Origin of the sequence: Nocardia sp. NPDC019395 (assembly GCF_040632335.1) — a bacterium.
Lineage (GTDB): Bacteria > Actinomycetota > Actinomycetes > Mycobacteriales > Mycobacteriaceae > Nocardia.
In genome coordinates this window covers 883,992-905,825 of the sequence record NZ_JBEYBT010000001.1, presented here as the reverse complement: position 1 = coordinate 905,825, position 21,834 = coordinate 883,992, and the positions used below count along the sequence as shown (strand labels likewise).

At 67.0% G+C, this 21,834-nt stretch carries 23 protein-coding genes; 12 read left to right on the top strand and 11 right to left on the bottom strand.

Going from position 1 to position 21,834, the window contains the following annotated elements; genetic code table 11:
* Positions 1–49: 49 nt before the first annotated feature.
* The gene (locus tag ABZ827_RS03745) at positions 50–1,264 is read right to left on the bottom strand and encodes a TetR/AcrR family transcriptional regulator (RefSeq protein ID WP_357234450.1); all 1,215 of its coding nucleotides are present in this window, start codon (positions 1,262–1,264) and stop codon (positions 50–52) included.
* Positions 1,265–1,671: 407 nt separating this feature from the next.
* Here ABZ827_RS03745 and ABZ827_RS03740 point away from each other — a divergent pair, with 407 nt between their 5' ends.
* Both ABZ827_RS03740 and ABZ827_RS03735 read left to right on the top strand, forming a co-directional pair.
* Positions 1,672–2,865, top strand: coding sequence for an FAD-dependent oxidoreductase (locus ABZ827_RS03740; RefSeq protein WP_357232392.1), 1,194 nt, complete (start codon positions 1,672–1,674; stop codon positions 2,863–2,865).
* Positions 2,862–3,779 carry an RNA polymerase sigma-70 factor gene (locus tag ABZ827_RS03735; RefSeq protein ID WP_357232389.1) on the top strand — a complete coding sequence of 306 codons (918 nt, stop codon included), beginning with the start codon at positions 2,862–2,864 and terminating at the stop codon, positions 3,777–3,779. The genes ABZ827_RS03740 and ABZ827_RS03735 overlap by 4 nt, the downstream gene beginning before the upstream one ends.
* Positions 3,780–3,941: 162 nt before the next feature.
* On the opposite strand, the gene ABZ827_RS03730 is transcribed toward ABZ827_RS03735, so the two are convergent.
* Together ABZ827_RS03730 and ABZ827_RS03725 are read right to left on the bottom strand one after the other, a co-directional pair.
* Positions 3,942–4,277: a YnfA family protein gene (locus tag ABZ827_RS03730; protein WP_357232386.1), complete on the bottom strand. Its 336-nt coding sequence runs from the start codon at positions 4,275–4,277 to the stop codon at positions 3,942–3,944.
* Between the two features lie 158 nt (positions 4,278–4,435).
* Positions 4,436–5,035, bottom strand: coding sequence for a hypothetical protein (locus ABZ827_RS03725; protein ID WP_357232384.1), 600 nt, complete (start codon positions 5,033–5,035; stop codon positions 4,436–4,438).
* 154 nt (positions 5,036–5,189) lie between these two features.
* Here ABZ827_RS03725 and ABZ827_RS03720 point away from each other — a divergent pair, with 154 nt between their 5' ends.
* Positions 5,190–5,675: an SgcJ/EcaC family oxidoreductase gene (locus tag ABZ827_RS03720; protein ID WP_357232381.1), complete on the top strand. Its 486-nt coding sequence runs from the start codon at positions 5,190–5,192 to the stop codon at positions 5,673–5,675.
* A 121-nt stretch (positions 5,676–5,796) separates the two neighbouring features.
* Positions 5,797–6,696 carry a hypothetical protein gene (locus ABZ827_RS03715; RefSeq protein WP_357232378.1) on the top strand — a complete coding sequence of 300 codons (900 nt, stop codon included), beginning with the start codon at positions 5,797–5,799 and terminating at the stop codon, positions 6,694–6,696.
* A 20-nt stretch (positions 6,697–6,716) separates the two neighbouring features.
* Here the strand turns inward: ABZ827_RS03715 and ABZ827_RS03710 are convergent, their stop codons facing one another.
* The 3 genes from ABZ827_RS03710 to ABZ827_RS03700 are packed head-to-tail and all read right to left on the bottom strand — an operon-like array spanning position 6,717 to position 8,676.
* Complete coding sequence (locus ABZ827_RS03710; protein ID WP_357232375.1) at positions 6,717–7,130, bottom strand: hypothetical protein; 414 nt, start codon at positions 7,128–7,130, stop codon at positions 6,717–6,719.
* A gap of 14 nt (positions 7,131–7,144) precedes the next feature.
* On the bottom strand, positions 7,145–8,209 hold the full coding sequence (gene arsB, locus ABZ827_RS03705; RefSeq protein WP_357232372.1) for an ACR3 family arsenite efflux transporter: 1,065 nt from the start codon (positions 8,207–8,209) through the stop codon (positions 7,145–7,147).
* Positions 8,206–8,676, bottom strand: coding sequence for an ArsI/CadI family heavy metal resistance metalloenzyme (locus ABZ827_RS03700; RefSeq protein ID WP_357234448.1), 471 nt, complete (start codon positions 8,674–8,676; stop codon positions 8,206–8,208). Before ABZ827_RS03700 ends, arsB begins: the two co-directional genes overlap by 4 nt.
* 97 nt (positions 8,677–8,773) lie before the next feature.
* Here ABZ827_RS03700 and ABZ827_RS03695 point away from each other — a divergent pair, with 97 nt between their 5' ends.
* Positions 8,774–9,133, top strand: a complete 360-nt coding sequence (locus ABZ827_RS03695) for an Rv2640c family ArsR-like transcriptional regulator (RefSeq protein WP_357232369.1) — start codon at positions 8,774–8,776, stop codon at positions 9,131–9,133.
* Positions 9,134–9,249: 116 nt separating this feature from the next.
* On the opposite strand, the gene ABZ827_RS03690 is transcribed toward ABZ827_RS03695, so the two are convergent.
* The 3 genes from ABZ827_RS03690 to ABZ827_RS03680 all read right to left on the bottom strand — a co-directional run bounded on the left by ABZ827_RS03690 (position 9,250) and on the right by ABZ827_RS03680 (position 11,293).
* Complete coding sequence (locus ABZ827_RS03690; protein WP_357232366.1) at positions 9,250–9,687, bottom strand: DoxX family protein; 438 nt, start codon at positions 9,685–9,687, stop codon at positions 9,250–9,252.
* Between the two features lie 140 nt (positions 9,688–9,827).
* Positions 9,828–10,637, bottom strand: a complete 810-nt coding sequence (locus ABZ827_RS03685; RefSeq protein WP_357232363.1) for an SDR family oxidoreductase — start codon at positions 10,635–10,637, stop codon at positions 9,828–9,830.
* Positions 10,634–11,293 carry a hypothetical protein gene (locus ABZ827_RS03680; protein ID WP_357232361.1) on the bottom strand — a complete coding sequence of 220 codons (660 nt, stop codon included), beginning with the start codon at positions 11,291–11,293 and terminating at the stop codon, positions 10,634–10,636. Before ABZ827_RS03680 ends, ABZ827_RS03685 begins: the two co-directional genes overlap by 4 nt.
* 111 nt (positions 11,294–11,404) lie before the next feature.
* On the opposite strand from ABZ827_RS03680, the gene ABZ827_RS03675 reads away from it, so the two are divergent.
* The 5 genes from ABZ827_RS03675 to ABZ827_RS03655 all read left to right on the top strand — a co-directional run bounded on the left by ABZ827_RS03675 (position 11,405) and on the right by ABZ827_RS03655 (position 16,747).
* Positions 11,405–12,076 carry a TetR/AcrR family transcriptional regulator gene (locus ABZ827_RS03675; RefSeq protein ID WP_357232358.1) on the top strand — a complete coding sequence of 224 codons (672 nt, stop codon included), beginning with the start codon at positions 11,405–11,407 and terminating at the stop codon, positions 12,074–12,076.
* A 193-nt stretch (positions 12,077–12,269) separates the two neighbouring features.
* A complete protein-coding gene (locus tag ABZ827_RS03670; RefSeq protein WP_357232355.1) occupies positions 12,270–12,782 on the top strand; it encodes a MarR family transcriptional regulator in 513 nt (170 codons plus the stop codon).
* Positions 12,779–14,020 carry a Bcr/CflA family efflux MFS transporter gene (locus ABZ827_RS03665; RefSeq protein WP_357232352.1) on the top strand — a complete coding sequence of 414 codons (1,242 nt, stop codon included), beginning with the start codon at positions 12,779–12,781 and terminating at the stop codon, positions 14,018–14,020. Before ABZ827_RS03670 ends, ABZ827_RS03665 begins: the two co-directional genes overlap by 4 nt.
* A 212-nt stretch (positions 14,021–14,232) precedes the next feature.
* The gene (locus ABZ827_RS03660; RefSeq protein WP_357232349.1) at positions 14,233–15,309 is read left to right on the top strand and encodes a hypothetical protein; all 1,077 of its coding nucleotides are present in this window, start codon (positions 14,233–14,235) and stop codon (positions 15,307–15,309) included.
* Between the two features lie 61 nt (positions 15,310–15,370).
* Complete coding sequence (locus ABZ827_RS03655; protein WP_357232346.1) at positions 15,371–16,747, top strand: NAD-dependent succinate-semialdehyde dehydrogenase; 1,377 nt, start codon at positions 15,371–15,373, stop codon at positions 16,745–16,747.
* A gap of 109 nt (positions 16,748–16,856) precedes the next feature.
* Here the strand turns inward: ABZ827_RS03655 and ABZ827_RS03650 are convergent, their stop codons facing one another.
* Together ABZ827_RS03650 and ABZ827_RS03645 are read right to left on the bottom strand one after the other, a co-directional pair.
* On the bottom strand, positions 16,857–19,097 hold the full coding sequence (locus tag ABZ827_RS03650; RefSeq protein ID WP_357234445.1) for an MMPL family transporter: 2,241 nt from the start codon (positions 19,095–19,097) through the stop codon (positions 16,857–16,859).
* Positions 19,098–19,519: 422 nt separating this feature from the next.
* A complete protein-coding gene (locus ABZ827_RS03645; protein ID WP_357234442.1) occupies positions 19,520–20,707 on the bottom strand; it encodes a lipase family protein in 1,188 nt (395 codons plus the stop codon).
* 289 nt (positions 20,708–20,996) lie between these two features.
* Here ABZ827_RS03645 and ABZ827_RS03640 point away from each other — a divergent pair, with 289 nt between their 5' ends.
* Together ABZ827_RS03640 and ABZ827_RS03635 are read left to right on the top strand one after the other, a co-directional pair.
* Positions 20,997–21,320 (top strand): hypothetical protein, encoded by a 324-nt coding sequence (locus ABZ827_RS03640; RefSeq protein ID WP_357232343.1) that lies wholly within the window; start codon positions 20,997–20,999, stop codon positions 21,318–21,320.
* 15 nt (positions 21,321–21,335) lie between these two features.
* The gene (locus tag ABZ827_RS03635; RefSeq protein ID WP_357232340.1) at positions 21,336–21,809 is read left to right on the top strand and encodes a YbaB/EbfC family nucleoid-associated protein; all 474 of its coding nucleotides are present in this window, start codon (positions 21,336–21,338) and stop codon (positions 21,807–21,809) included.
* The last annotated feature ends 25 nt before the right edge of the window (positions 21,810–21,834 follow it).

The window sequence follows — 21,834 nt, the reverse complement described above, 5'->3', positions numbered from 1 at the left end:
CGAATCCGGCCGGCCCCCGGTCCCGTCATACCGGGCAAGCCACCGGCGATCAGCCGGGTCGCTGGACCACGCCCCGGAGCATGGTGTCCCGGATGTGGACCTGGGAGGCGCGTGTACCGAGCTCGCGCACTATGTTCTCCGGAAACCAGCCGAGGGCGATCACACAGCGCGCCGACATCTCCTTCGACGGGCCGTCGATGCGGATCTCCCCCGCGCGGACACCTTCCGCGAGGAGAGCCTTCATCTGCCGAATCCGCGTCGTGAACAACCAGCCCGGATTCGGGGTGTCGGGCGGGGACTGCCGCATCCACGCCAGCTGAATGCGGAACTCGTCGCCGAACCGATCCAGCGCATTGGTGTTGATCCAGCTCAGCGCGTCGAGCTTCTCGATCGACGAACCCTCCGACCGCAGCACACTCGTCCAGCCGAGGGCGACCTTCTCCCCGAACGATCGCATGATCGTGGCCAGCAGTTCTTCTTTGGATCCGATGAGCCGGTACACGGTCCCCGTCCCGAAACCGGCCGCCGACGCGATATCGCGCACCGTCGTGCTCTCGTATCCCCGCCGCCCGAACTCCGCCCGTGCGACAGCACGCACATGCGCGGCTTTGTCTCCGGCCTCCTCCGAATTGTCGGTCCAGGTTCGCACTACCTCGTCGGCAGCCCGGAAGGCGACAGAACCGTCGAGTTCGGCATCGGTGGGCGGGCGCGTCGCCAGGCCCTCGAGCAGGATCCGGCACAGCAGAACAGCCACCCGATCGGCAGAAGCGTTGTGCCGGATGACATCCAGGCCCACCTGCAGCATCGATTGACAGATCCGGTCGGCCAGCACCGGCAGATCGACATCCGGGCTCAGGTAGCCGCTCCATTTGGCGGCGCGCAATGTCTCCAGCATCGCCTGCAGCACCGCTGTGGGCTGTTGCCGGGTCATGGCGATGAGGTCCGGGTGAGCGCTGGGCCCCTCGTAGAACGACATCTGCAACGCCGCTCGATGCGCCACCGCGCAGCGCGCGATAGCCGAGCCGAGATCGGCGATCCGATCGAACGCGGCCCGGTTGTCCGGGCCGTTCAGCCGTTCCTGAGCCTGCGCGGCGACCCGGTCCATATCCTCGTGGTACCGGCGCAGCAATTCGACGAGAATCGCTTCTTTCGACGTGAAGTGGTGGTACAAACTACCCGGCAGAATCCCGCACGCGTCGGCGATCTCCTGCAGCGATGTACGCAGCCCCGAACCGGCGATCAGCGTCGCGGCTGTCTGGAGAATCTCGGCGCGCCGAGAACCGGGATCGTCGGTGTGGGCTTTCCCAGCAGCCGGACTCGTCCGTTCTGCACCGCCGTGCTCGAGTGTCACTTGCGCACGTCCCACAACTCCTCCACAGCGCCTGCTCCGCGCGTCGAAATACCCGCCGAGCATCGATACCGCCGATCACCGTGACCACCGGAAGGTACCGCTACCAAGTATTTGTTCAAAATTACCAGAGCACCGGTGCCGCGAACTCGTGCCATCGGTGAGCAGAGAGGAACTGGCCCGGTGTCACGGACCCGGTCCACCACCGTCGAAAGTTCAGTGATGCAGGTCATATCGGCACCGTGTCACGAACGGGAGGGCAGCTTGCGTCTGGTGGTTGTCCGCACGGCGGGAACGACCGACACGAAAGAGACAGCAGAGCGATGAACACAACAGCAGAGCAGCAGCATGAGGTCCTGGTCCTGGGCGCCGGTTACGCCGGGCTCGCCGCCGCGATCCAGCTCGCGGCTCGTACCAGGAAGCGCGGCGACCTGCGAGTGACGCTGGTCAACCCCTACGACACCTTCACCGAGCGGCTCCGACTGCATATGACCGCCACCGGTCAGCAGACGGCCGAAATGAACATCCCGGAGCTGCTCGACGGCACCGAGGCGGGCTTCGTCCGCGGCTGGGTCACTGCCGTCGATACCGAGGCGAAAACCGTCCGGATCGACGACGACCGGGTCCTGCGCTACGACACCCTGGTCTACGGCCTGGGCAGCATCGCGGATACCGTCACCGTCCCCGGCGTGGACGACCACGCCTATACCCTCAACAGCCCGGAGGACGCCGCAGCCCTTGCCGACCGGCTGACCCGGCTCGACGGTGGGACCGTCGTGGTAGGCGGCAGCGGCCTCACCGGTGTCGAGGCCGCCGCGGAGATCGCCGAGCGGCACCCGGAGCTCGAGGTGGTGCTGCTGGGCCGGGGGGAGCCGGGCGCGGGCATGCACCCGAAGGCCAAGGCCTACCTGGACGCGGCGCTCACCCGGCTCGGTGTGCGGGTGCGCAGCGGCGTCGAAGTGGTCAAGGTGCTGCCGGACAGCGTCGAACTCGCGGACGGCGCCGGTATCCCCGCAGCCGCGGTGCTGTGGACCAGCGGCACTCGCGTATCGCCGCTCGCTGCCGCCGCGGGCCTGACCGTCGACGAGCGCGGCCGGGTGGTCACCGACAGCGCGCTGCGTTCGGTCTCGCACCCGGATGTCTATGCCGTGGGTGACGCGGCGGCGATCCGTCAGGGCTACGGCATAATGCACGGGACCTGCCAGGGCGGCATGCCCACCGGCGTGCATGCGGCTGTCTCGATTCTGCGGGTGCTGGCCGGCAAGGAGCCCGAGCCCTTCCGTTTCGGGTACTACCACACGCCCGTCAGCCTGGGCCGCAACGACGCCGTCGTACAGTTCACCCACCCCGACGACAGCCCGCGCCGGATCATGTTGACCGGCAAGCGAGCCGCGAAGTACAAGGAAACGGTTACCGCCGCACCGTGGTCGACCTTCGCCCGCATGAAGAAGATGCCCGCCTCGGGTGCCTTCTGGCCGCGCGGCGGCCGCTACACCCGGATACGGAGCGCCAAGTGACCCAGCCGCGACAGACCGACCCCGACCAGCTGGCCTTCCAGCAGTACCGCACCCTGCTCTTCTCGGTCGCCTACCGGCTCCTCGGCTCCGCCGCCGACGCCGAGGACGTGGTCCAAGACACCTGGCTCAAGTGGTCGGCGGCCGACCGTTCCCAGGTCGCCGACCCCAAGGCCTACCTGACCCGGATCGTCTCGAACCTGGCGATGGAGCGGCTTCGGTCGACCCGCCACCAGCGCGAGACCTACGTCGGGCCGTGGCTGCCCGAACCGATCCTCACCGATCCCGACACCGCGGACGGCGTCGCGGCGGCGGACTCGGTCTCGATGGCCCTGTTGGTCGTCCTGGAGACGTTGAGTCCACTGGAGCGGGCGGTCTTCGTACTCAAGGAGGTCTTCGCGTTCAGCTACGCGGAGATCGCGGACGCGGTGGAACGTTCGGAGCCGGCGGTCCGGCAGGCCGCGCACCGCGCGCGGGAGCACGTCCAGGCCCGGCGGCCTCGTTTCACCGCGGACCGAGCCCGCCAACGCGAGGTCTCCGAGCGTTTCTTCGCGGCGGCGACGGGCGGCGATATCAACACGCTCATGGAACTGCTCTCCCCGGACGTGACGCTGTGGACCGACGGCGGCGGAAAGGTCCGTCAGGCCCTGAAGCCGGTCATCGGCCTCGAGACCGTGGCCGGTTGGTTCGCCACGCTCGGGACCGCGACCTACCAGGGCATCGAGCCTGGACAGATGCGGGCCGAGCTCACCTGGATCAACGGCGGCCCGGGGGTGATCTTCCGTGGCCGGGACCGCGTGATCGCCACGCTGACCTTCGACTTCGACGCGGAAGGACGCATCTCGACCATCCACAACGTGGCCAACCCCGACAAGCTCCATGCCGTCGCCGACGGCACTCGGCACGGCCTCCCCTGAGCCGCCCACCCGATATCGACGCCCGCCGGAACCCCGTGCGCGCCTGGCTCGCCGCCCCCGGCACGGGCCAGGGCGCGGAGGCGGCAGGCCGTGGCCATCGCGATCCACTTCAGCACCAGAATCTGCCACCGACCCCGTCAAGACCGACGGGATCGTCCGGGGTCAGGCCGACCGGGGTGCGTACATGATGACCGCGACACCGATCAAGCAGATCACCGCACCGGTGATATCCCAGCGGTCGGGCCGGAACCCGTCCAGCGCCATCCCCCACAGCAGCGATCCGGCGACGAACACTCCACCGTAGGCGGCGAGGATGCGGCCGAAGTCGGCGTCGGGTTGCAGGGTCGCGACGAACCCGTAGACGCCGAGCGCGATGACACCCGCACCGATCCAGGCCCAGCCGCGCTGTTCGCGCACACCCTGCCAGACCAGCCACGCCCCACCGATTTCGGCGACGGCCGCCAGGACGAACAGCAGGATCGAGCGCAACACAGTCATGCGCAGAGCCTAAAAGACACGGTCACGCGGTGGTCGTGGCATACCCGCAGCGAGGATGCAGCGATTCGTGTTCGAGGTGGCACCGGTTGCCTAACAACGGCTGTGGTCCACCGGAACGCGGCGGGCCACAGTCACCGGAGATGTAGTAGCCGGTTCAGCTACCCGGCGATACGGTGTGACCCGAAGGTGGTGTCCAGGCGCCGCACGCGCTGTGCCACCGTGGGACTATATGCGGCGAGGAAGAGCCGCGCGAGACCGGGAAGCAAGGGGTGGTTGCGGATATCGTGGTCGATCATCACGTCCACGACCGGTCGCCCCATGACCTCGGCCACCCGGTTGTCGACGCGGTAGATAATCCGTCGGGCTCGCAGCGCGAATGTCAGCAGGTGACCGCACACATAGAGCGCCGCGAACACGGACACGACCGCCCATACCGGAATGCCTTGGAAGACAGCGACAACGATCAACGGGTAACCGACGGCTACGAAAGGCAGGCCGAAAGCCAGGGCGGTCTTGGCCTGCCCGGTCCGGACGAGGTCGCCCACCACGATCGCATTCGCGAGCGCACCGTCCTGCTCGGTCGCCGAGAGGTCCTCGAATCCGGCACCGACGGTGAGAACCGGCTGCCGCTTCCGGCCCGAGCACCGCAGCCTCTCGGTCACCCATGCGGGCACTTCTCCCGCCACGACGCGGGGCGCCCGCACCTCGAAACTTGCGGCGAGTTCTGCCGCCCGGGTACTGATTCGATCAAGATCCACGCGTACATGATCACTCACCGGACTCCATAAAAACAGACCAATTGGTACTTCGGGGCTGTCTCACCCCTGTCTCCGATTCGTGGGCGCCGAGATCCGTCCCGCGTTGTCCGACGAGGAACCAAAGGCGGGAACGCGGTCGCGTAGCGTGCGACGAGTGACTTCTCATGAGCACGCCTCGTCCGGCGCCCGTCCCACAGCCGGAATCTCCGACGCCGACCCGGCCACGGTGGCCGAGATCGAAGCCCTGTTCCGGACACTGGAATCCGCGCTGGAAGCCAAAGACGCAGCGGCCTTCGACCAGCCGTTCACCGAAGACGTCGTCTTCATCACCCCGGCGGGCGCGATCTTCCGCGGCTGGCACGAAATGCACGGTTACCATCGCAAACGCCTCGCCGACAGCCCGGACGCCCGTGCCCACTTCGAGCTACTCGCCGTACGTCTCCTGACACCCGAACACGCAGTGGTCAACGTCGAGCAAACACTGCACACCGCGAAGTTCTCCGTCACCAATCGAGGCACCTGGGTCCTGCTCAAACGCAACGAGACATGGTGGGCCTGTTCGGTGCACAACACCAACATCGCTGGTCGGCCGAAGCCTGACCCACTCTCCGACGCCCCACCGGTTCGACTTCTTCGCTGACTCGCCCGCTGATCGAGCCCGAACCGGGGCTTGACAAAGCGTGGGGAGACTTTTACTAGAGGAGCTCGCTCGCCGCTCGGTAGCTTCCGGAGCGACCGCCGCTACCCCGAGGAGCCGAGAGTTGATCCTGCTCACCGCCATGCCCGCTTCCCGAATGCCGGGTGCTGTCCCCACCGTCCCCGTGGTCCGTGCCGCGGCGCACTTGCTCCGCGACCGCGGCGAGCGGGTGCGTGTGCTCGTGCCGGCCGTCGAGTCCTCTGGTTGGCCCGATGATGTGGTCCTGCACATCGGTGCCGTCACCGATCCCAGCGCGTTCGCGGCCGCGGCCGCCGGGGTCGAGCGTGTCTTCCTGGCCGGTCTGGTCGGCACACCCCTCACGGGGCTGCGCGAACTGACCGAGGCGCTGGTGCGGAACCGAGTACGGCGCGTCGTGACCCTCGACTCCCATGGGTCGGACTTCGACGACGGAGTCTCGGAGGAGACATGGCAGTGGGCGGCGTTCGACCAGACTTTGCACCGGCACCAGATCGGGCGGGTGAGCCTGCGCCCCACCGCCGTGATGGCCCATGCGGTGACCGGTGGATACCCGATCCCGGGGTCCGCGGTCGTGGCAGCGATCCGCGAGGGCCGTGAGGTCGCCGAGTATCTTCCTGACGCACCGTATGCCTTTATCCACGAAGACGACCTCGCCGAGATCGCCGCGAATCTGCTGTTCGACGACCGGGTACACGGCACCGTCGACGTGAGCGGTACGACAGTCACTGCCACCGGGCGTCTCACCGAGCTCGGGGCCGCACTGGATACCGAGGTGGCGATGATCGAGCTCACGGCCGAGCAAGCGGTGCACCGTTGGCGAGCAGAGGGCTGGCCGGCCGACACGATCGCGGTGACCCTGTACACCACCGCGGCATTCGCCGCCCACCCCGACAACCCGGCTCTCCGGGAACAGGAGGAAACCGCCCGGAAGCTGCTCGGACGCGAGCCGCGCAGCTTCCGGGAATGGGCGAGCACGCTCCGTTGATGGATACCGCTTTTGCGTGACTAACCCACCGGGGCCACACCGAGTTCGGCGAGTAGACCGCGGACGCGGTGCTCGATATCGTCGCGGATCCGGCGCACTGTCGCGATATCGGCGCCGGCGGGGTCGTCGAGTTGCCAGTCCAGGTAGCGGGTTCCGGGGAAATGGGGGCAGCTGTCGCCGCAACCCATGGTGATCACCACGTCGGAGGCCTCGACTGTTCCGGCAGTCAAGACCGTCGGTGTCCGGGCGGAGATATCGATCCCGGCCTCGCGCATCGCTTCGACCGCGACCGGGTTCGCGGCGGCGGCGGGCGCGGTACCGGCGGAGCGGACCTGAACCCGGTCCGCGGCGAGGTGGGTGAGGAACGCGGCGGCCATCTGGGAGCGCCCGGCGTTGTGGACGCATACGAACAGCACGCTCGGAGCAGAGGACATGGGGCGCAGGCCTTTCAGTGCACCGGCACCGGGGCTAGCCGGCGGCGCAGGGCGAGGGACAGGTAGACGAGGGCGAGTAGGACCGGGACCTCGATCAACGGCCCGACCACACCGGCCAGGGCTTGTCCGGACGTCGCGCCGTAGGTGGCGATCGCGACGGCGATGGCGAGTTCGAAGTTGTTGCCCGCGGCGGTGAACGCCATGGTCACGGTCCGTGCGTATCCGAGCCGCAGTGCGGCGCCGAGGGCGATACCGCCGCCCCACATCAGCGCGAAGTAGATCAGCAGTGGCACCGCGATCCGCACGACATCGAGGGGGCGGCCGGTGATCTGCTCGCCTTGGAGCGCGAACAGGATCACGATCGTGAACAGCAGTCCGTAGAGCGCCCACGGCCCGAGCCTGGGCAGCAGACGGGTTTCATACCAGGCCCGGCCGCGGGCCTTCTCCCCTATCCGGCGGGTGAGATACCCGGCGGCCAGCGGGATCCCGAGGAATACGAGCACCGACACCGCGATATCGACCGGTGAGGCCTCGATCGTGGCCTGCTCGAGGCCCAGCCACCCCGGCAGCACCGACAGGTAGAACCAGCCCAGGACCGCGAACATCAGCACCTGGAACACCGAGTTGATCGCGACCAGCACCGCGGCGGCTTCCCGGTCTCCGCAGGCGAGGTCGTTCCAGATGATGACCATCGCGATACAGCGCGCGAGCCCGACGATGATCAGCCCGGTCCGGTATTCGGGCAGATCCGGCAGCAGCAGCCACGCCAGCGCGAACATCACCGCCGGACCGATCACCCAGTTCAACAGCAGCGAACCCGCGAGCAGGCGCCGGTCGCCGGTGACAGTGCCGAGGCGGTCGTAGCGGACCTTGGCCAGCACCGGATACATCATGATCAGCAGACCGGCCGCGATCGGCAGGGAGATCCCGTCGACCTCGACCGCCGACAGTGCCCCGCCCAGCCCGGGCACGAGTCTGCCGAGCGCCAGCCCCGCGGCCATCGCGATACCGATCCAGACGGGCAACAGCCGGTCCAGTATCGGCAACCGCGCGGCCGGCGCCTCCACAACCGTGCTCACGCCGGGGTGCAGCAGACGGTATCGGTTTCGCCGCGGCCGTCGGTGCCGCAGCAGGCCTGCACGGCCTCATCGTCGGAGAGCTCGGGGGCGGTACCGAAGGACTCCGAATCGGCCAGCACGGTGTACACCTCCCACCGCTCCGCACCGGGCCCGGTCACCCATACCTTGTCCTGCGTGGCGAAACAACACGTCGTCGCGATCTGCTCTTCGGTGAACAACCCCGCCTCCGACAACCGGGCGATCTCCGAACGGACCTTCTCCGAGGACTCGACCTCGACGCCGAGGTGGTTGAGACTGCCGCCGTGACCGGGGTTCTCGATGAGAACCAGCTTCAACGGTGGTTCGGTGACGGCGAAGTTGGCGTAGCCGGGCTTACGCTTCGCCGGTTCGGTGCCGAACAGGGTCGAGTAGAATCCGACCGCGGTTTCCAGATCGTCGACGTTGAGTGCGAGCTGTATCCGAGACATCATGATCACCACCTGTGTGACATATATCGAATATCTGACGGCGGCCAGTCTGCCACCTTTTCGACATAAGTCAATAAGCGCGGGTAGAATCGGATACATGCCGAAAGCACTGCCCGTCCTCGATATCACCGCCCCTGTCTGCTGCGCCCCCGTGGCGGCCGGGCCGGTCGACGACGAGGCCGCCCTGCACGTCGCACTGCGGCTCAAGGCGCTGGCCGACCCGATCCGGGTCAAGCTCATCTCCCTGCTGCTCGCCGACCCGGACACCCGCCGCACCGGCGGCGACCTGGCCGCGACGGTCGGGTTATCGGAATCGACTGTCAGCCACCACCTCACCCAGCTTCGCAAGGCCGGGTTCATCGACTCCGAACGCCACGGGATGAGCGTGCTCCACCAGGCCCGCCGCGATGCCCTCACCGCACTGTGTACCGTCCTCGACCCCAACTGCTGCTGCTGACCACCGCAGACCGCATGGCCGCTGGATCGATTGCCGCCAACCCGACAGGCGATCGATCGAGAACACGCGACCGCGATCGGTGGGAGCCACCGATCGCGGTCGTACTTATGGATTTGTCATCGCGAGAGCGAGTCGCGCAGATCGGTGACGGTGGCGCGGCGCTCGTAGGCGATCCAGGCGAAGATCGCGGCGAGCACCAGGGGGAAGATCGCCATCGCGGGCTTGTCGGCGATAAAAGCCTGCGTCGCGGCGGCGAGCACGGTGAGAACCGACAGTCCCGCGGCAGCAAGGGCACTGAGCCGTGGCACCATCAGGCCGATACCACCCGCGACCTCGACAACTCCGATGAAGATGAGCAGTCCGAAGGGGATGGTCAGATTCTCGGGGGCGTTGTCCGTCAGGGCGTTCGGCATAACGAGCTTGGGCCCGCCGGAGGCGATGATGAAGAAAAGACCGAGCAGGATCTGCAGGGCCCACAGCACGCGGTTGCGGATCTTGCCGGGACGGTAGGTGAGGTCGTCGGAGAAGTCGGCGGTGAGGTCGGCGGTGGTCATCTCGGATCCTTCTGGTCGGTCGCGCCGGGTTGGTAGCGCGTTCAACCGATAGGACGGGGCACCGTCCGAGGAGTAATCGCTGTCCGCGAAGATTTTTCGGCGGGCGCGGTTGCGGGGTCACCGGGCGACCGAGGATCACGTCACCGTTGCTGAACGCGGTCCAGGTAGCCCTTTCGTTCTGCCGCGTCGTATCCGCCGTACTCGGTGCCGCCCACCAGGCGTTTGAGCCACCACAGGACCGGAGTGGGAGTCAGCTCTTCGACCAGACCCATAGGCGCGAGCCATCGGGGCACGGTCACCTCGCCGCGGCCGTGGGAGGCGCTGTCGGCGATGGAGGTCGCGACCTGCCGCGGTGTCAGAGTCGGCTGCAGCCGCAATCGGACGCCGGAGATGAGGTCGGTATGGGTCGCGGCGGGCAGTACCGCGGTCACGGTGACGCCCGAACCTGCGAGTTCGGCTCGTAACGCCCGGGAGAAGGCGACGACACCGAACTTGGACGCGCAGTAGGTGGCGATCCCGGGTGTGGTGATCTTGCCCGCCATGGACGCGAGGTTGACGATATGCCCGTGCCGGCGCCGGCGCATCCCGGGCAGCACCAAGTGCACACCGGTGAGTACAGCCCCGAGATTCACAGCGAGTTCACGGTGCATCGCGGCCAGGTCTTGGTCCGCGAAACCGCCCATGAGCTGGATACCGGCGTTGTTGACCAGCATATCGATCGGGCCGTCTTCTTCCGCGGTGGCCAGGAAGGCGCGGAAGCTGTTCTCGTCGGTGACATCGAGAATATGAGCGGTAGCACCGATTTCGGCAGCCGTCTGTTCGGCGGCGGGTAGATCGCGGTCGCCGATCCATACCCGGGCGCCGCGAGCGATCAGTTCCTCGGCAGTCGCCCGTCCGATCCCGCGCGCCCCGCCGGTGACGCATACCCGGGCGCCGCGCACCTCGATCACAGCGGGCTGCCGATCGGCTCGCGCAGCGCGAAGTAGGCGATCAGCCTGATCGCGCCGCTGTTCATCCGGAGCAGTGCCCGGCCCAGATATACACCGGGGATGATTTCCACGATCTCGTCGCGCGTCCTCCCGATCGGAAAGGTTCGAACGCCGGGGTTGCGGTACTCGGGTACTGCGTAATCCAAGCCACGCACAACCTTGTCCGGTTCGATCCAGCTCGGAGCGAGAGCATGAGCGAAATCGAAACCCTCCATTTCCGCGCCGACTCGGCGTAGACCGAGATAGCCACCGGCGACGACCGGCATCACGAACCGGGCGATCGGTGAAAGCCTGTTCCAGCCGACACCGCCCGCCAGATCGAAGGTTTTGCCCCGCCATGTCGGGTCGATCCGCATCAGTGGGTTCGCCAGCCTTGCTTCAGGGATCCCGAAAAGCTTCCCGACAATCAGGCCCTCCATCTTTCCGTCCGGCCCCTCGGGCGCGACCCCGGCGGCGAACACCTCCGCCAAAGCTGCGTGGTCGTCACGCGCGCCGAGACCTGCGAGGTAATCCCACGCCTGGGCGCGTGCCGAAACCGGATGCGTCGCCGCTCGGTCTTTCAGCTCGTCCGTCATCGCGCGCGGCGCGGACGTCTGTTGTTGCAGTTGCGCTGTCATCACCCTCTCCAATCTGGCACTACTCTGTACCAGTTTATTTGGTACGAGACTGTGCCAGATTGTTGAGGGCTGTGTCAACGGGGGCTGTCCCGGGAATGGGAGGATGACCGCATGTCGACCACCGAACGCAAGTACGCGGGAGATTCCGCCCTTACGCGGACCCTGCGCCGGCGCGCTGCCCTGGTCGACGTCGCACTCGCCGAAATGGCCGAGAACCGCTGGCGCACAGCGACAGTGGAGGCGCTGTGCCGAGCGGCGAAACTCAACAAGCGCTACTTCTACGAAAGTTTCGACAGTCTCGACACCCTCGCGGACGCGGTGATCGAATCGATCGCGACGGAGGTGACCGAGGCGGCAGTCGGCGGCTATCTCCCGCTACTCGATCGACCTGTTCAGGAGCAGGCCCGTGGCGCGATCACCGCCGTCGTCGACGTTCTCGCCGACGATCCACGTAAAGCACTCGTACTCTTCGGCGGCGCCCCCACCACACCGGTGGCGCACGAGAAGCGCACCGCCGTCATCGCCGGACTTACCGCCGCGGTGATCGCACACGCCCGCACAACCCACGACGTGTCACTCGAACAGGACTCCCTCGCCTCCACCGCCCCCGCATTCGTCATCGGCGGCACAGCACAAGCGATCCTGTCCTGGGCCAGTGGAGACCTGTCGGTCACCCGCGAACGCCTCGTCGACGACATCACCGCACTGTGGATGACCATCGAACACGGAGCCACCGAACTGGCCCGTTCACGCCTCTCCGGCTCCGCCACCGAACCGGCGTGAACGCAGTGTTCAGCGGATAGTCGACCGGCGGATATTACATTTCCCGGCCCGTCGACACTTGCCAGCCGCGTGCGGCCTACAGCAGGCGCGGAGCCGCATCGAACCCAGGAACACACAACGAAGCATCCGATTACCAATAAGGACGATAACCCCCTGTTGACACCACAATTTACTACGCTATAGCTTGGTATGTATGGCCGCTGAAGACGTGTACCGTGCAGATGATCTGCTGTTGGCCGAATCGGTGCGGTGGGCGGTATCGCGCTTGTCTTCCCGTCTCCGAGCCGAGCAACCCGGTACCGGCCGGCCGTTGACGCGTCTAGCGGCGTCGGTTCTGGCGAACCTCGCACACAGCGGCCCGCTGACGGCTTCGAAGCTGGCGGCCATCGAAGGGCTACAGGTCCAGTCGCTGACCCGGGTGCTGAACGAGCTCGACGAACTCGGGCGAATCCGCCGCTCACGCAGCGAGATCGATGCCCGGCAGCAGGACATCGTCATCACCGAAGCCGGACGGGACGCCCTGCGCGAGCACGTGCACGACGGCAACGCATGGCTGGCGGCCGCGCTGCGTCACTCGCTGACCGATGCCGAACGCGGGGTTCTCGAGATCGCGGCCGGGCTTCTCGGCACCGTCGCCGCATCGACGGTCACCGGCGATGCGCCACCGGCGCTGTCGCACGACGACGGTGCGGCGCCGGCACTGTGACCACCGGGCGCACCGACAGCGCGGCAGCCCCGAGCCTGGCGGTGCGCCGGGGACGGCTGCTCTCGGTGCTGGCCGGGCTGAGCGGGGCAGCGCCATTGGCCACGGATATGTACGTGCCCGCGCTGCCGGAAATGGCCCGATCGCTGAGTACCGATACCTCCGGTGCCCAGGTGTCGCTGACTGGATTCCTGGCCGGAATGATCGTCGGCCAGTTGATGCTGGGGCCACTCAGTGACGCGAGCGGCCGACGCCCGGTGCTGCTGTCGGGAACGGTCGGATTCGCCGCGTTGTCGGTGGCGTGCGTGCTCGCACCGACCGTGGTGATCCTGGATATCGCGCGTTTCGGCCAAGGCATCGCGGGCGCGGCGGGAATCGTGGTGGCCCGCGCGGTGGTCACCGATATCTTCGACGATCACGAAATCGCGGGTGTGTACTCACGGTTGGGTGCGATCACCGCCGCGGCCCCGGTGCTGGCACCGCTGGCGGGTGGTGCGCTCTTGCTGATCATGCCCTGGCGCGGTGTGTTTCTCGTTCTCGCTGTTGTCGGATTGCTGCTGGCGGTGGGCGTGTGGCGGTGGATTCCGGAGTCGGTCCCGCCGTCCGCGCGGCGCCCGGGCGGCATCGCGGCCGGGCTGCGCTCGATCGGCACACTGGCCGCCCGCGGCGCAGTGCTGGCACCGGTGGCGGCGTTGGCGTTCGGTGGTGCCGCGGTTTTCGCCTATATCGCCGGTACCACCTTTGTGTTCCAGGAGATCTACCACCTCACCGCCACCGCGGCGAGCCTGGTCTATGGCGTCAACGCGATCGGGAACATGCTGGGCAGCCTCGCCTACGGTCGGCTCGTCCGGCACCGGCCCCCGGAAACGCTGCTGTGCGCGAGTGCCGCCGCGGCTCTGGCCGGGCCGGTACTGCTGGTGCCGGTTGCGGTCACTGTCGGCAGTCCGATCATTTGGACCTGGCTGTGTCTGCTGTTGTCGCTCACCGCGTTCGGTGTTTTCTTCCCCGCGGTGGTCACCATCGCTCAACAGCGTGGACGCAGTGCACCGGGCGCAACCTCAGCGTTGCTCGGCGGCGGGCAGTTCCTGCTCGGTGCTACCGTCTCGCCGATCGTCGGCCTGTCCGGCGCTACCAGCCCTGCACCCATGGCAACCGTGATGGCCGTGGCCCTGGCCGCGGCGGTTCTCGCCGCTGTAGCCACCGCGCGCGGCCGCAACCCGAGACCGCCGGGGGTCGTCTGAACCGGGCCGTGGCACCGACACTATGTTGTCCGACCCTGAGCCGATCGGTTACCCGAGTTTCGCCGGATATCGGGTTATGGTCGGCTTCCGGCGCGTATGGCGGTCGTGCGAACGACGAGGTCCGACGACAGGGGCGTGCAGTGGTTCGGGATGGCGGGCAGCGCGACAGTCCGATGTTCGTTCACGTTCCGGGAGACCCCGCGGTGGGTGCGATGCCCGAGACCCGCGCCGCGCGGCACCGCACCGGAATCGTGCGTAACGCCTATGGCAGCGCGTCCGCCGAAACGTTCCTGGTTATCGCGATCATTACCATCCTGGTGACCCGCACGTATCTCGCGATCACCGATTATCCGCAGGTAGGCGGTGGTTCCCTGCATATCGCGCACGCCCTGTACGGCGGTGCGGCGATGATGGTGGCGCTGCTGGTGGGCTGGCTGCTGCTGGGATTCAGCGCGCGGGCGGTTGCCGTGGTGATCGGCGGTATCGGGTTCGGGTTGTTCCTCGACGAAGTCGGCAAATTCGTCACCGCCGACAACGACTATTTCTACGGGCCGGCGGCCGAGATCATGTATGTCCTGGTGCTCGTGATCCTGGTCGCGAACCGGCTGATGCGGGTCCTGCGGGCGCCCACGGTGGACGAATATCTCGCCAATGCCGCGGCGATCGCGGCGACCGGGATGGTCGGCGGGCTGCCCGCCAGGCGGCGGAGTGCCGCGCGGGCCATGCTGGTACGCGCCGAGGAAGGCGGTGCCGACCCGAGCGCTGTGCACGGTGTCCGGCTACTGCTCGACTCGGCCGTTCACAGGGTGGATCGGTTGTATTCGGTCCAGCAGTTCCTGCCGCGTCTGGTGCCCGGCTTCCTGCGCAGCCCACGATGGGTGCCGGTCCTCGGCTGGATGCTGGTGGCGGCCTCGGCGGCGGGCGTGATCGGCGGGATCATCGCGATGCTGGCCGGCGGACTCTCGCTCCGGACCTCCGATACCGATTTCGATATCGACCGGATGGGTATCGCCGAACTCATTCTCTTCGTCAGCGCCTGCCTGACCTTCGTCACCGCGACTCCGGCGATGATCCGCTATCGCCGTACGGGCCCGCTGTGGCCGCTGCAGACGCTGCGTATCGCGGCGCTGATCTTCACCGTTCTGAACGCGTTCGCCGATTTCGCGACCGAGGGGTTCGGCGCATTGGCGGCTGTGGCGGTGGGTGTGTTCACGATGGCCGTCCTGTCCTACCAGATCTCGGTGCGAGTCGGCACTCCCACAATGGCGGGCGGCCACTCGACCGGATGAACGCAGCGAGACCTACCCGGACGAACCACCTGCACCATCCCGGCATCCGTAGCATTGTGGGATGAGTACTTATGTGACGACGAATCCGGCCACAGGTACTACAGAACACGAATTCCCTGGATTGGCCGACGACCAGATTTCCGATATCGCCGAACGTTCCGCCCGGGCATTCGCCACATGGCGACTCACTCCGGTAGCCGAACGCGCCGCCGCGCTCGCGCGCACCGCCGATCTCTACGAAAAACGGTCTGTCGAACTGGCTGCCGCCATCACGAAGGAAATGGGCAAACCCACGAAGCAAGCGGCCGGGGAGGTGCAGCTCGCCGCGGATATCTACCGCTGGTACGCCGAGCACGGTCCCGAATTGGTAACGACCGAACAGCTCGACCCTCAGGGTGCCGACGAATCGGTGGTTCAGAAACTACCGATCGGGCCGCTGGTCGGCGTCATGCCATGGAATTATCCCTACTATCAGGTGGCCCGTTTCGCGGCGCCCAACCTGCTGCTGGGCAATACCGTAATTCTCAAGCACGCCTCCATCTGCGCCGCCTCGTCGAAACTCATGGCCGATATATTGCACGATGCATCGGTTCCCGAGGACGCGTATATCAATGTGTACGCAAATTCCGATCAAGTTGCCGAACTCCTGGCACATCCGGCGATCCGCGGAGTGTCTCTGACAGGTAGCGAACGAGCCGGCGCCGCGGTCGCGGCGGAAGCTGCGAAGAATCTCAAGAAATCCGTCCTCGAACTGGGCGGGTCCGATCCGTTCATCCTGTTGGACACCGACGATATGGCGAAAACGGTCCGGACAGCCGCGCAGGCGCGGCTGGCGAATGCGGGCCAGGCGTGCAACTCACCCAAACGGTTCATCGTCCTCGACGACCTCTACGACGACTTCGTAGCAGGCCTGGTCGGTGAATTCGATCGCGCGGTCGTCGGAGATCCGGCCGACCCCGCGACCGATGTGGGCCCGTTGTCATCCGTTTCGGCACGCGACACCGTTGCCGACCAGATCAGCACCGCCGTTCGGCAGGGAGCGACACTCCACACGGGTGGCTCTCCCATCGAGGGTGCCGGAGCATTCCTCCGACCTGCCGTTCTCACCGGGATCACCCCCGAGATGGACGCCTATTCCGAGGAGATCTTCGGTCCGGCCGCGATGGTCTACAAGGTCTCTTCCGCCGACGAAGCGGTACGCCTCGCCAACGACGTCGACTTCGGCCTGAGTGGGTCGGTCTGGAGCACCGACACCGCTCGGGCAGCGGAAATCGCCGATCGCCTCGAAGTCGGAATGGCCTATATCAACGAACACGGAACGACGCTGCCCGGTCTGCCCTTCGGTGGTGTCAACCACTCCGGTTACGGACGTGAACTGGGACGTTGGGGAGCGGGCGAGTTCGTCAACACCAAACTCCGGCGCACCTCGGCGCACTAGGAACCCGCCCGACCTGCTGACCGACCTCGACCTCGTACCGGGACAGGCCCGGGCCCGCTGCCCACGCCGATACGAGGTCGAGGCCCCGAGAAGAGGTCGAGGACAATGCCTACCGTCGGCCCGCCTCGGCCAGCGGCTGCTCGCTTTCCCCGACGGGTTCCGAGGATCCACCCCGCGGTTCGGCGACCTCGGCAACAGCGCCCGGCGGCTTTTCGCGACGTGCCGTCCGGCGCCCGGGCCAGGGAGCCCACCACGAAACAGCGCCGGATATTTTCATGGCTGCGGGAACCAGCAGCATCCGCAGGATCGTGGCGTCGATGAACAGCGCCGCCACCATGCCGACCGCGATGTACTGCATCATGACCAGGTCGGACAGTGCGAACGCACCACACACCACCAGCAGGACGAGGGCGGCGGCGGTAATGATCCAGCCGGTGCGCGCGATACCGGTGCGCACCGCCTCGGTGGTCGAGGCACCCGCGGTCCGCGCCTCCACGATGCGGGCCAGCAGAAACATCTGGTAGTCGGTGGACAGTCCATAGATCACCGAGATGATCAGCACCAGCACAAGCGCCATGATCGGCTGCGGCGTGAAACCCAGCAGGCCGGCGCCGTGCCCCGCCACGAATATCCACGTGAGGATGCCCAGCGTGGAGCCGAGTCCGAGCAGGTTGAGTAGGCCCGCCTGCAGCGGCAGCACCACCGACCGGAAGGCGAGCACCATCAGTACGGTGGTGATCAGGAAGACCAGCGCGATCATCAGCGGCATCCGGTCCAGCAGCGCGTCGACGCTGTCCCGCTCCACAGCGGACTGCCCGCCGACCAGCACCGTCGTCCCCTTCGGCGCCGGCATGGACCGCAGATAGTCGAGGGTCTCGTCGGCATCGTGCGCGTCCCGCACGGCGGTCGAGGTGGTGAAGACGCCGAGATGCGATTGGGCCTGCAGGGCGGGCGGGAACGGAGCGTTCAGGCCGGGTGCCCCGTTCGCCCCGGCCACCACCCGGTCGATATCTCTGGTGTCGTGCGTGATCACCACCAGATCGACCGGGTTGATCTGGCGCAGCGGGAAGATCTCGTCGAAATGCTGCTGCGCGGTGCGGGTCGGATGCTCCGGCGGCAGGAAGCGTTCCGAGATCCCGCCGAACGCCACATCGCGTACCGGGGCGATCAGCAGCACCAGGACCGCCACCACCGGAACCGCGACGAGCAGCGGCCGGCGCATAACCCACCCGGCGGTACGACCCCACGGATTGTTCCGCTGGTCGGTATCCGCGCGGCGGGAATGGAACCGATTGAATCCCAGCCGGTCCACCCCGCGGCCGAGCACCGCGAGCACGGCGGGCAGCAGGGTGACCGAGACGGCGGCGGCCAGCGCCACCGCCACCATGGCGCCGAGCGCGAACGAACGCAGGAACCCGTGCGGGAACAGCAGAATGGCGCTCGACGCGAGAACCACGATGGTCGCAGAGAACACGACGGTCCGGCCGGCGGTGGCCACCGAGCGGCGTACCGCGTCCGGCACATCGTGCCCCGCGGCCAGTTCCTCGCGGAACCGGCTGACGATGAACAGCCCGTAGTCGATGGCCAGGCCGAGGCCGATCATCGATACCACCGGCGAGACGAACGAATTCACCTCCATGACGTGGGTGAGCAGCCGGACGATTCCCCAGGCCCCGAGCACGGTCAGCCCGCCCACGATGAGCGGCAGCGCGGCGGCCACCACACCGCCGAACAAGAAGAACAGCAGCACCGCTACCGCGGGGACCGCGACCAGCTCCATCCGCCGCTGATCGTGGGCCATGGTGTCGTTGAGGGCGAGCGCGATTGGTTGCCCGCCGGCCACCTCCATATCGATACCCGGGGTCGTGAGCTGCTCCGCGACCTTCCGGTAGTTGCTCAGCACCGCGGTATCGTCGTCGCCGTGGATCGCGACCGAGGCGAAGGCGTGATCCCGCTGCTCGGTGCCGAAGATATCCGGCAGGGCGAGTCCGGTGTCGGTGGGCCAATAGGCGCCGTTGATCCCGGCGATCTCATCCGGGAACCGCTCCGGCAGGCTGTTCAGGTGGCCGGTCACGGTCGCCGAGAATTGTGGATCGTCGACGGTCACGCCCGCTGGGGCGTGGAACAGCAGGATCACGTCGGCGACGTGATTGCGGCCGTAGGCCTCGTCCTTCAACTGGAGGGCACGTGCCGATTCCGAACCCGGGTCGTCCCAGCCGCTGACACTGAGATGATCGTCCAGTCCGAGACCGTATCCGCCGAGCGCCAGCAAACCCGCGACGATCACCCCGATGACGACGAACCGCCGCCGGACGATCAGATCGATCCAGCCGGTGAACGCGCCGGACAAAGCCACCTCCAGCCGATGAAACCTGGTCCCGGCACGGGTCGCCGGACAACCGGACCATAGGCCAAATCCACCGGTTCCACAGACGATACGTACCGCGGTTCGAGATCCCCACAAACAGGCCCGCGATCGGTTGTGAAGTACCCCTGACTGAATGCGCCGAACCGATACGAATCGGACGATGCCTCAGCCGGTCCCGCTCAGCAGGGCACTGTCGACGGCCGCGTGCGCGAACGGGATCGTCAGGGTGCCGGTGAGGTCAGGGAGCAATCGGCGCCGGGTGCGACCGTCACCGTATCGGCCTCGGTCACCGGCCACTGCCCGCAGACACAGCGCTGGTAACGCACCGTGACGTGTCCGGACAACAAGATCCGGGCACGACCCGCATCCCCGTATCGGGCAGGGCGTGAACGCGGAGAACTCCGTCAGCAGTTGGACGGTGCCGGATCGCCGCGGAACCGGCCTTCGAGCCAGATCAGAACCGAGGGGATACCGAGCACCGCCGCGGACATATGTTCCGGTGATAGCGTCCGCTCCGCGTGTAGCGGGACACCGGCATCGCAGTACCGCCGGTTCGTCCGGACAATGGAATCCACCGGAATCAACGGGTCGGACGCCGAATGCCATTCGAATACAGGCATATTCGGCACTCCGTCGAACAGTTCGAGACTGTTCTCCTCCACGACAGCCCGCGCCTCCGGGTCATCGACGAGTGACATGCTCTGCGCGTATTCGGCCACACTGCGTCCCGCCCCGGCGGTCAAGATCTCGTTGGTACAGCCGTTTGCCACGGCTCCACGGGTAACGAGACCCCGGGCGTTCATCGAATCACTGATCGGAAACCGGTCGGGATACTCACGTTCGAGCCCGATCCCGGCGGCCATGACCAGTCCGAATGCCGGATGAGGGTTGGTATCGAGCGCTTGCAGCATCCGCACCAGATTCGCCGGGACCCCGCCCGCCGCGGCGCCGGCGATCTCGAGCTCGGGTGCGTACCGCGGGGCGAGCGCGGCGGCCCAGGCTGTCGCCATCCCGCCACCGGAATACCCGGCCATGGCGATGCGGCTTTCGTGTAATCCGAGTCCGGCGGCCCGCACCGCCCTGATGCCGTCCAGCGTGATCTGACCGCCGAGCCGGGCCGCGCCGTAGGCGAAGGTCGGCCCGAGATGGTCGGGTAGCGCCACACTCCAGCCACGGGCCAGCACCGCGTTCAATGCCACGGCCTCGCGGACCTGCAGGGTCGGGTCGGCGGTGTAGAGCACCCGCGAGACCGCGCAGCGGGGCCCGAGACCGTTGATGATGTGCTGATATGAGAGCAACGGCCCACCAGGGGATCGCCCCGGTGGAGTGAGCACCGTCGAGGTCGCCGCGATCGGCAGACCTTGCGAATTGGTCGATCGGAATTTCACCAGCGTCACGGTGGTCGCGGGGAATATCGCCAGTGGCGGCATTACCCGCGCGGCCAGCACCTCGCCCGGCGATTTCTCCGCGATATCGGCAGGACTGGCGTAGAAGGGATCGGGATCGGGAACGGGATAGAGCGGCCCGGCCGTGGCCGGACCCGTAACAGGGGCGAAAACCGCGGTGGAAATACCCAGAATTGCGGCGCCCATGGCGCGGAGAACAAGATTTCGATCGATCGTCGGAATCTGCACGCGATCAGTATCAGCGTATTTCCCCCGGATCGGCAGAACATCTGCATTCCGGTCGTCTGTGTCGCCGGAACCGGAGAGGCCCGGCCGGCTACACCGGAACCCTGATCTCACCGGCGGCCGCTACACCGCTGCGCGCGGCCCCACGCACAGCCAACGCGTGGGGCCGGCGAGTGTGCGGCCGAAAGTTTGCGCAATCTCACTGCCGCCCAGGTAAACTCCCGCACGGGAGGATACGGGAGGACTCGCCATGGGCAACGACATCGAATTCGATCCCGCACGGATGCGTGAAGCAGCCACGGGTATGGCCGGCGTCGCCGGCCGGATAGACGAGGTGCTGAGCACGCTACGCTCGTCCACCGCGGCGGAAGGGGAACCGTGGGGCACCGGCAAGATCGGCACACAGTTTGCCCACGGTGACGACAAGGGTCCCGGATATCTGGAGGTCCGGGACGGTCTGGACGAGGTAGTCGGTGAGATCTCCACGCTGCTGGACGACTATGCGACCGGACTCGACGACAGTGCGGCACTATTCGAGGACAGCGAACAGGGATCCGCCGCGGAGTTCTCCTGATCAGGGACTGTCGATATGGCGAACGAAGCTGCGAAGGAACGCCTGACCGAGCTGCTGGATACCGTCCAGCGACAGATGCGGGCATTGGCGATCGCACATCAGGAGCGCGCGGCGCTCACCGCGCGGGCGTCCGCCGGTGACGGCCGGGTAACCATCACGGTGAATGCCGACGGTGTCGTGATCGAAACCAGGTTCGCCCCCGATATCGCGGAGCTGACCTACGACGAGATCGAAGAGGCGGTCACCGCGGCCACCCAATCCGCGGCTCAGGAGGTGTCCCGGCGGGCGGCCGAGGTCTTCGCGCCGCTGCACTCCGACTCCACCCGGCGGCCGGACCTCTCGGAGATCGTGCCCGGAATGCCGAACCTGGCCGATCTGCGTGTCACCCCGCCGCCGGTATCGATCCGGCCGCCGGCGCGGCGCGGTGGCCGGAACAGTGGGAGATATCGTGCGGGCGGGAACTCCCCTGTCGCGGACAATGATTGGTGATCCACGCGCGATAGCGCGAACAGGG

What these genes read in the sequence shown, in the direction of transcription:
- ABZ827_RS03740 (WP_357232392.1), top strand. Translation starts at nt 1,672, where the DNA reads ATGAACACAACAGCAGAGCAGCAGCATGAGGTCCTGGTCCTGGGCGCC.
- ABZ827_RS03730 (WP_357232386.1), bottom strand. Translation starts at nt 4,277, where the DNA reads ATGACTGTGTTGCGCTCGATCCTGCTGTTCGTCCTGGCGGCCGTCGCC.
- ABZ827_RS03710 (WP_357232375.1), bottom strand. Translation starts at nt 7,130, where the DNA reads ATGTCCTCTGCTCCGAGCGTGCTGTTCGTATGCGTCCACAACGCCGGG.
- ABZ827_RS03700 (WP_357234448.1), bottom strand. Translation starts at nt 8,676, where the DNA reads ATGTCTCGGATACAGCTCGCACTCAACGTCGACGATCTGGAAACCGCG.
- ABZ827_RS03695 (WP_357232369.1), top strand. Translation starts at nt 8,774, where the DNA reads ATGCCGAAAGCACTGCCCGTCCTCGATATCACCGCCCCTGTCTGCTGC.
- ABZ827_RS03690 (WP_357232366.1), bottom strand. Translation starts at nt 9,687, where the DNA reads ATGACCACCGCCGACCTCACCGCCGACTTCTCCGACGACCTCACCTAC.
- ABZ827_RS03680 (WP_357232361.1), bottom strand. Translation starts at nt 11,293, where the DNA reads ATGACAGCGCAACTGCAACAACAGACGTCCGCGCCGCGCGCGATGACG.
- ABZ827_RS03675 (WP_357232358.1), top strand. Translation starts at nt 11,405, where the DNA reads ATGTCGACCACCGAACGCAAGTACGCGGGAGATTCCGCCCTTACGCGG.
- ABZ827_RS03670 (WP_357232355.1), top strand. Translation starts at nt 12,270, where the DNA reads ATGGCCGCTGAAGACGTGTACCGTGCAGATGATCTGCTGTTGGCCGAA.
- ABZ827_RS03660 (WP_357232349.1), top strand. Translation starts at nt 14,233, where the DNA reads ATGCCCGAGACCCGCGCCGCGCGGCACCGCACCGGAATCGTGCGTAAC.
- ABZ827_RS03655 (WP_357232346.1), top strand. Translation starts at nt 15,371, where the DNA reads ATGAGTACTTATGTGACGACGAATCCGGCCACAGGTACTACAGAACAC.
- ABZ827_RS03645 (WP_357234442.1), bottom strand. Translation starts at nt 20,707, where the DNA reads ATGGGCGCCGCAATTCTGGGTATTTCCACCGCGGTTTTCGCCCCTGTT.
- ABZ827_RS03640 (WP_357232343.1), top strand. Translation starts at nt 20,997, where the DNA reads ATGGGCAACGACATCGAATTCGATCCCGCACGGATGCGTGAAGCAGCC.
- ABZ827_RS03635 (WP_357232340.1), top strand. Translation starts at nt 21,336, where the DNA reads ATGGCGAACGAAGCTGCGAAGGAACGCCTGACCGAGCTGCTGGATACC.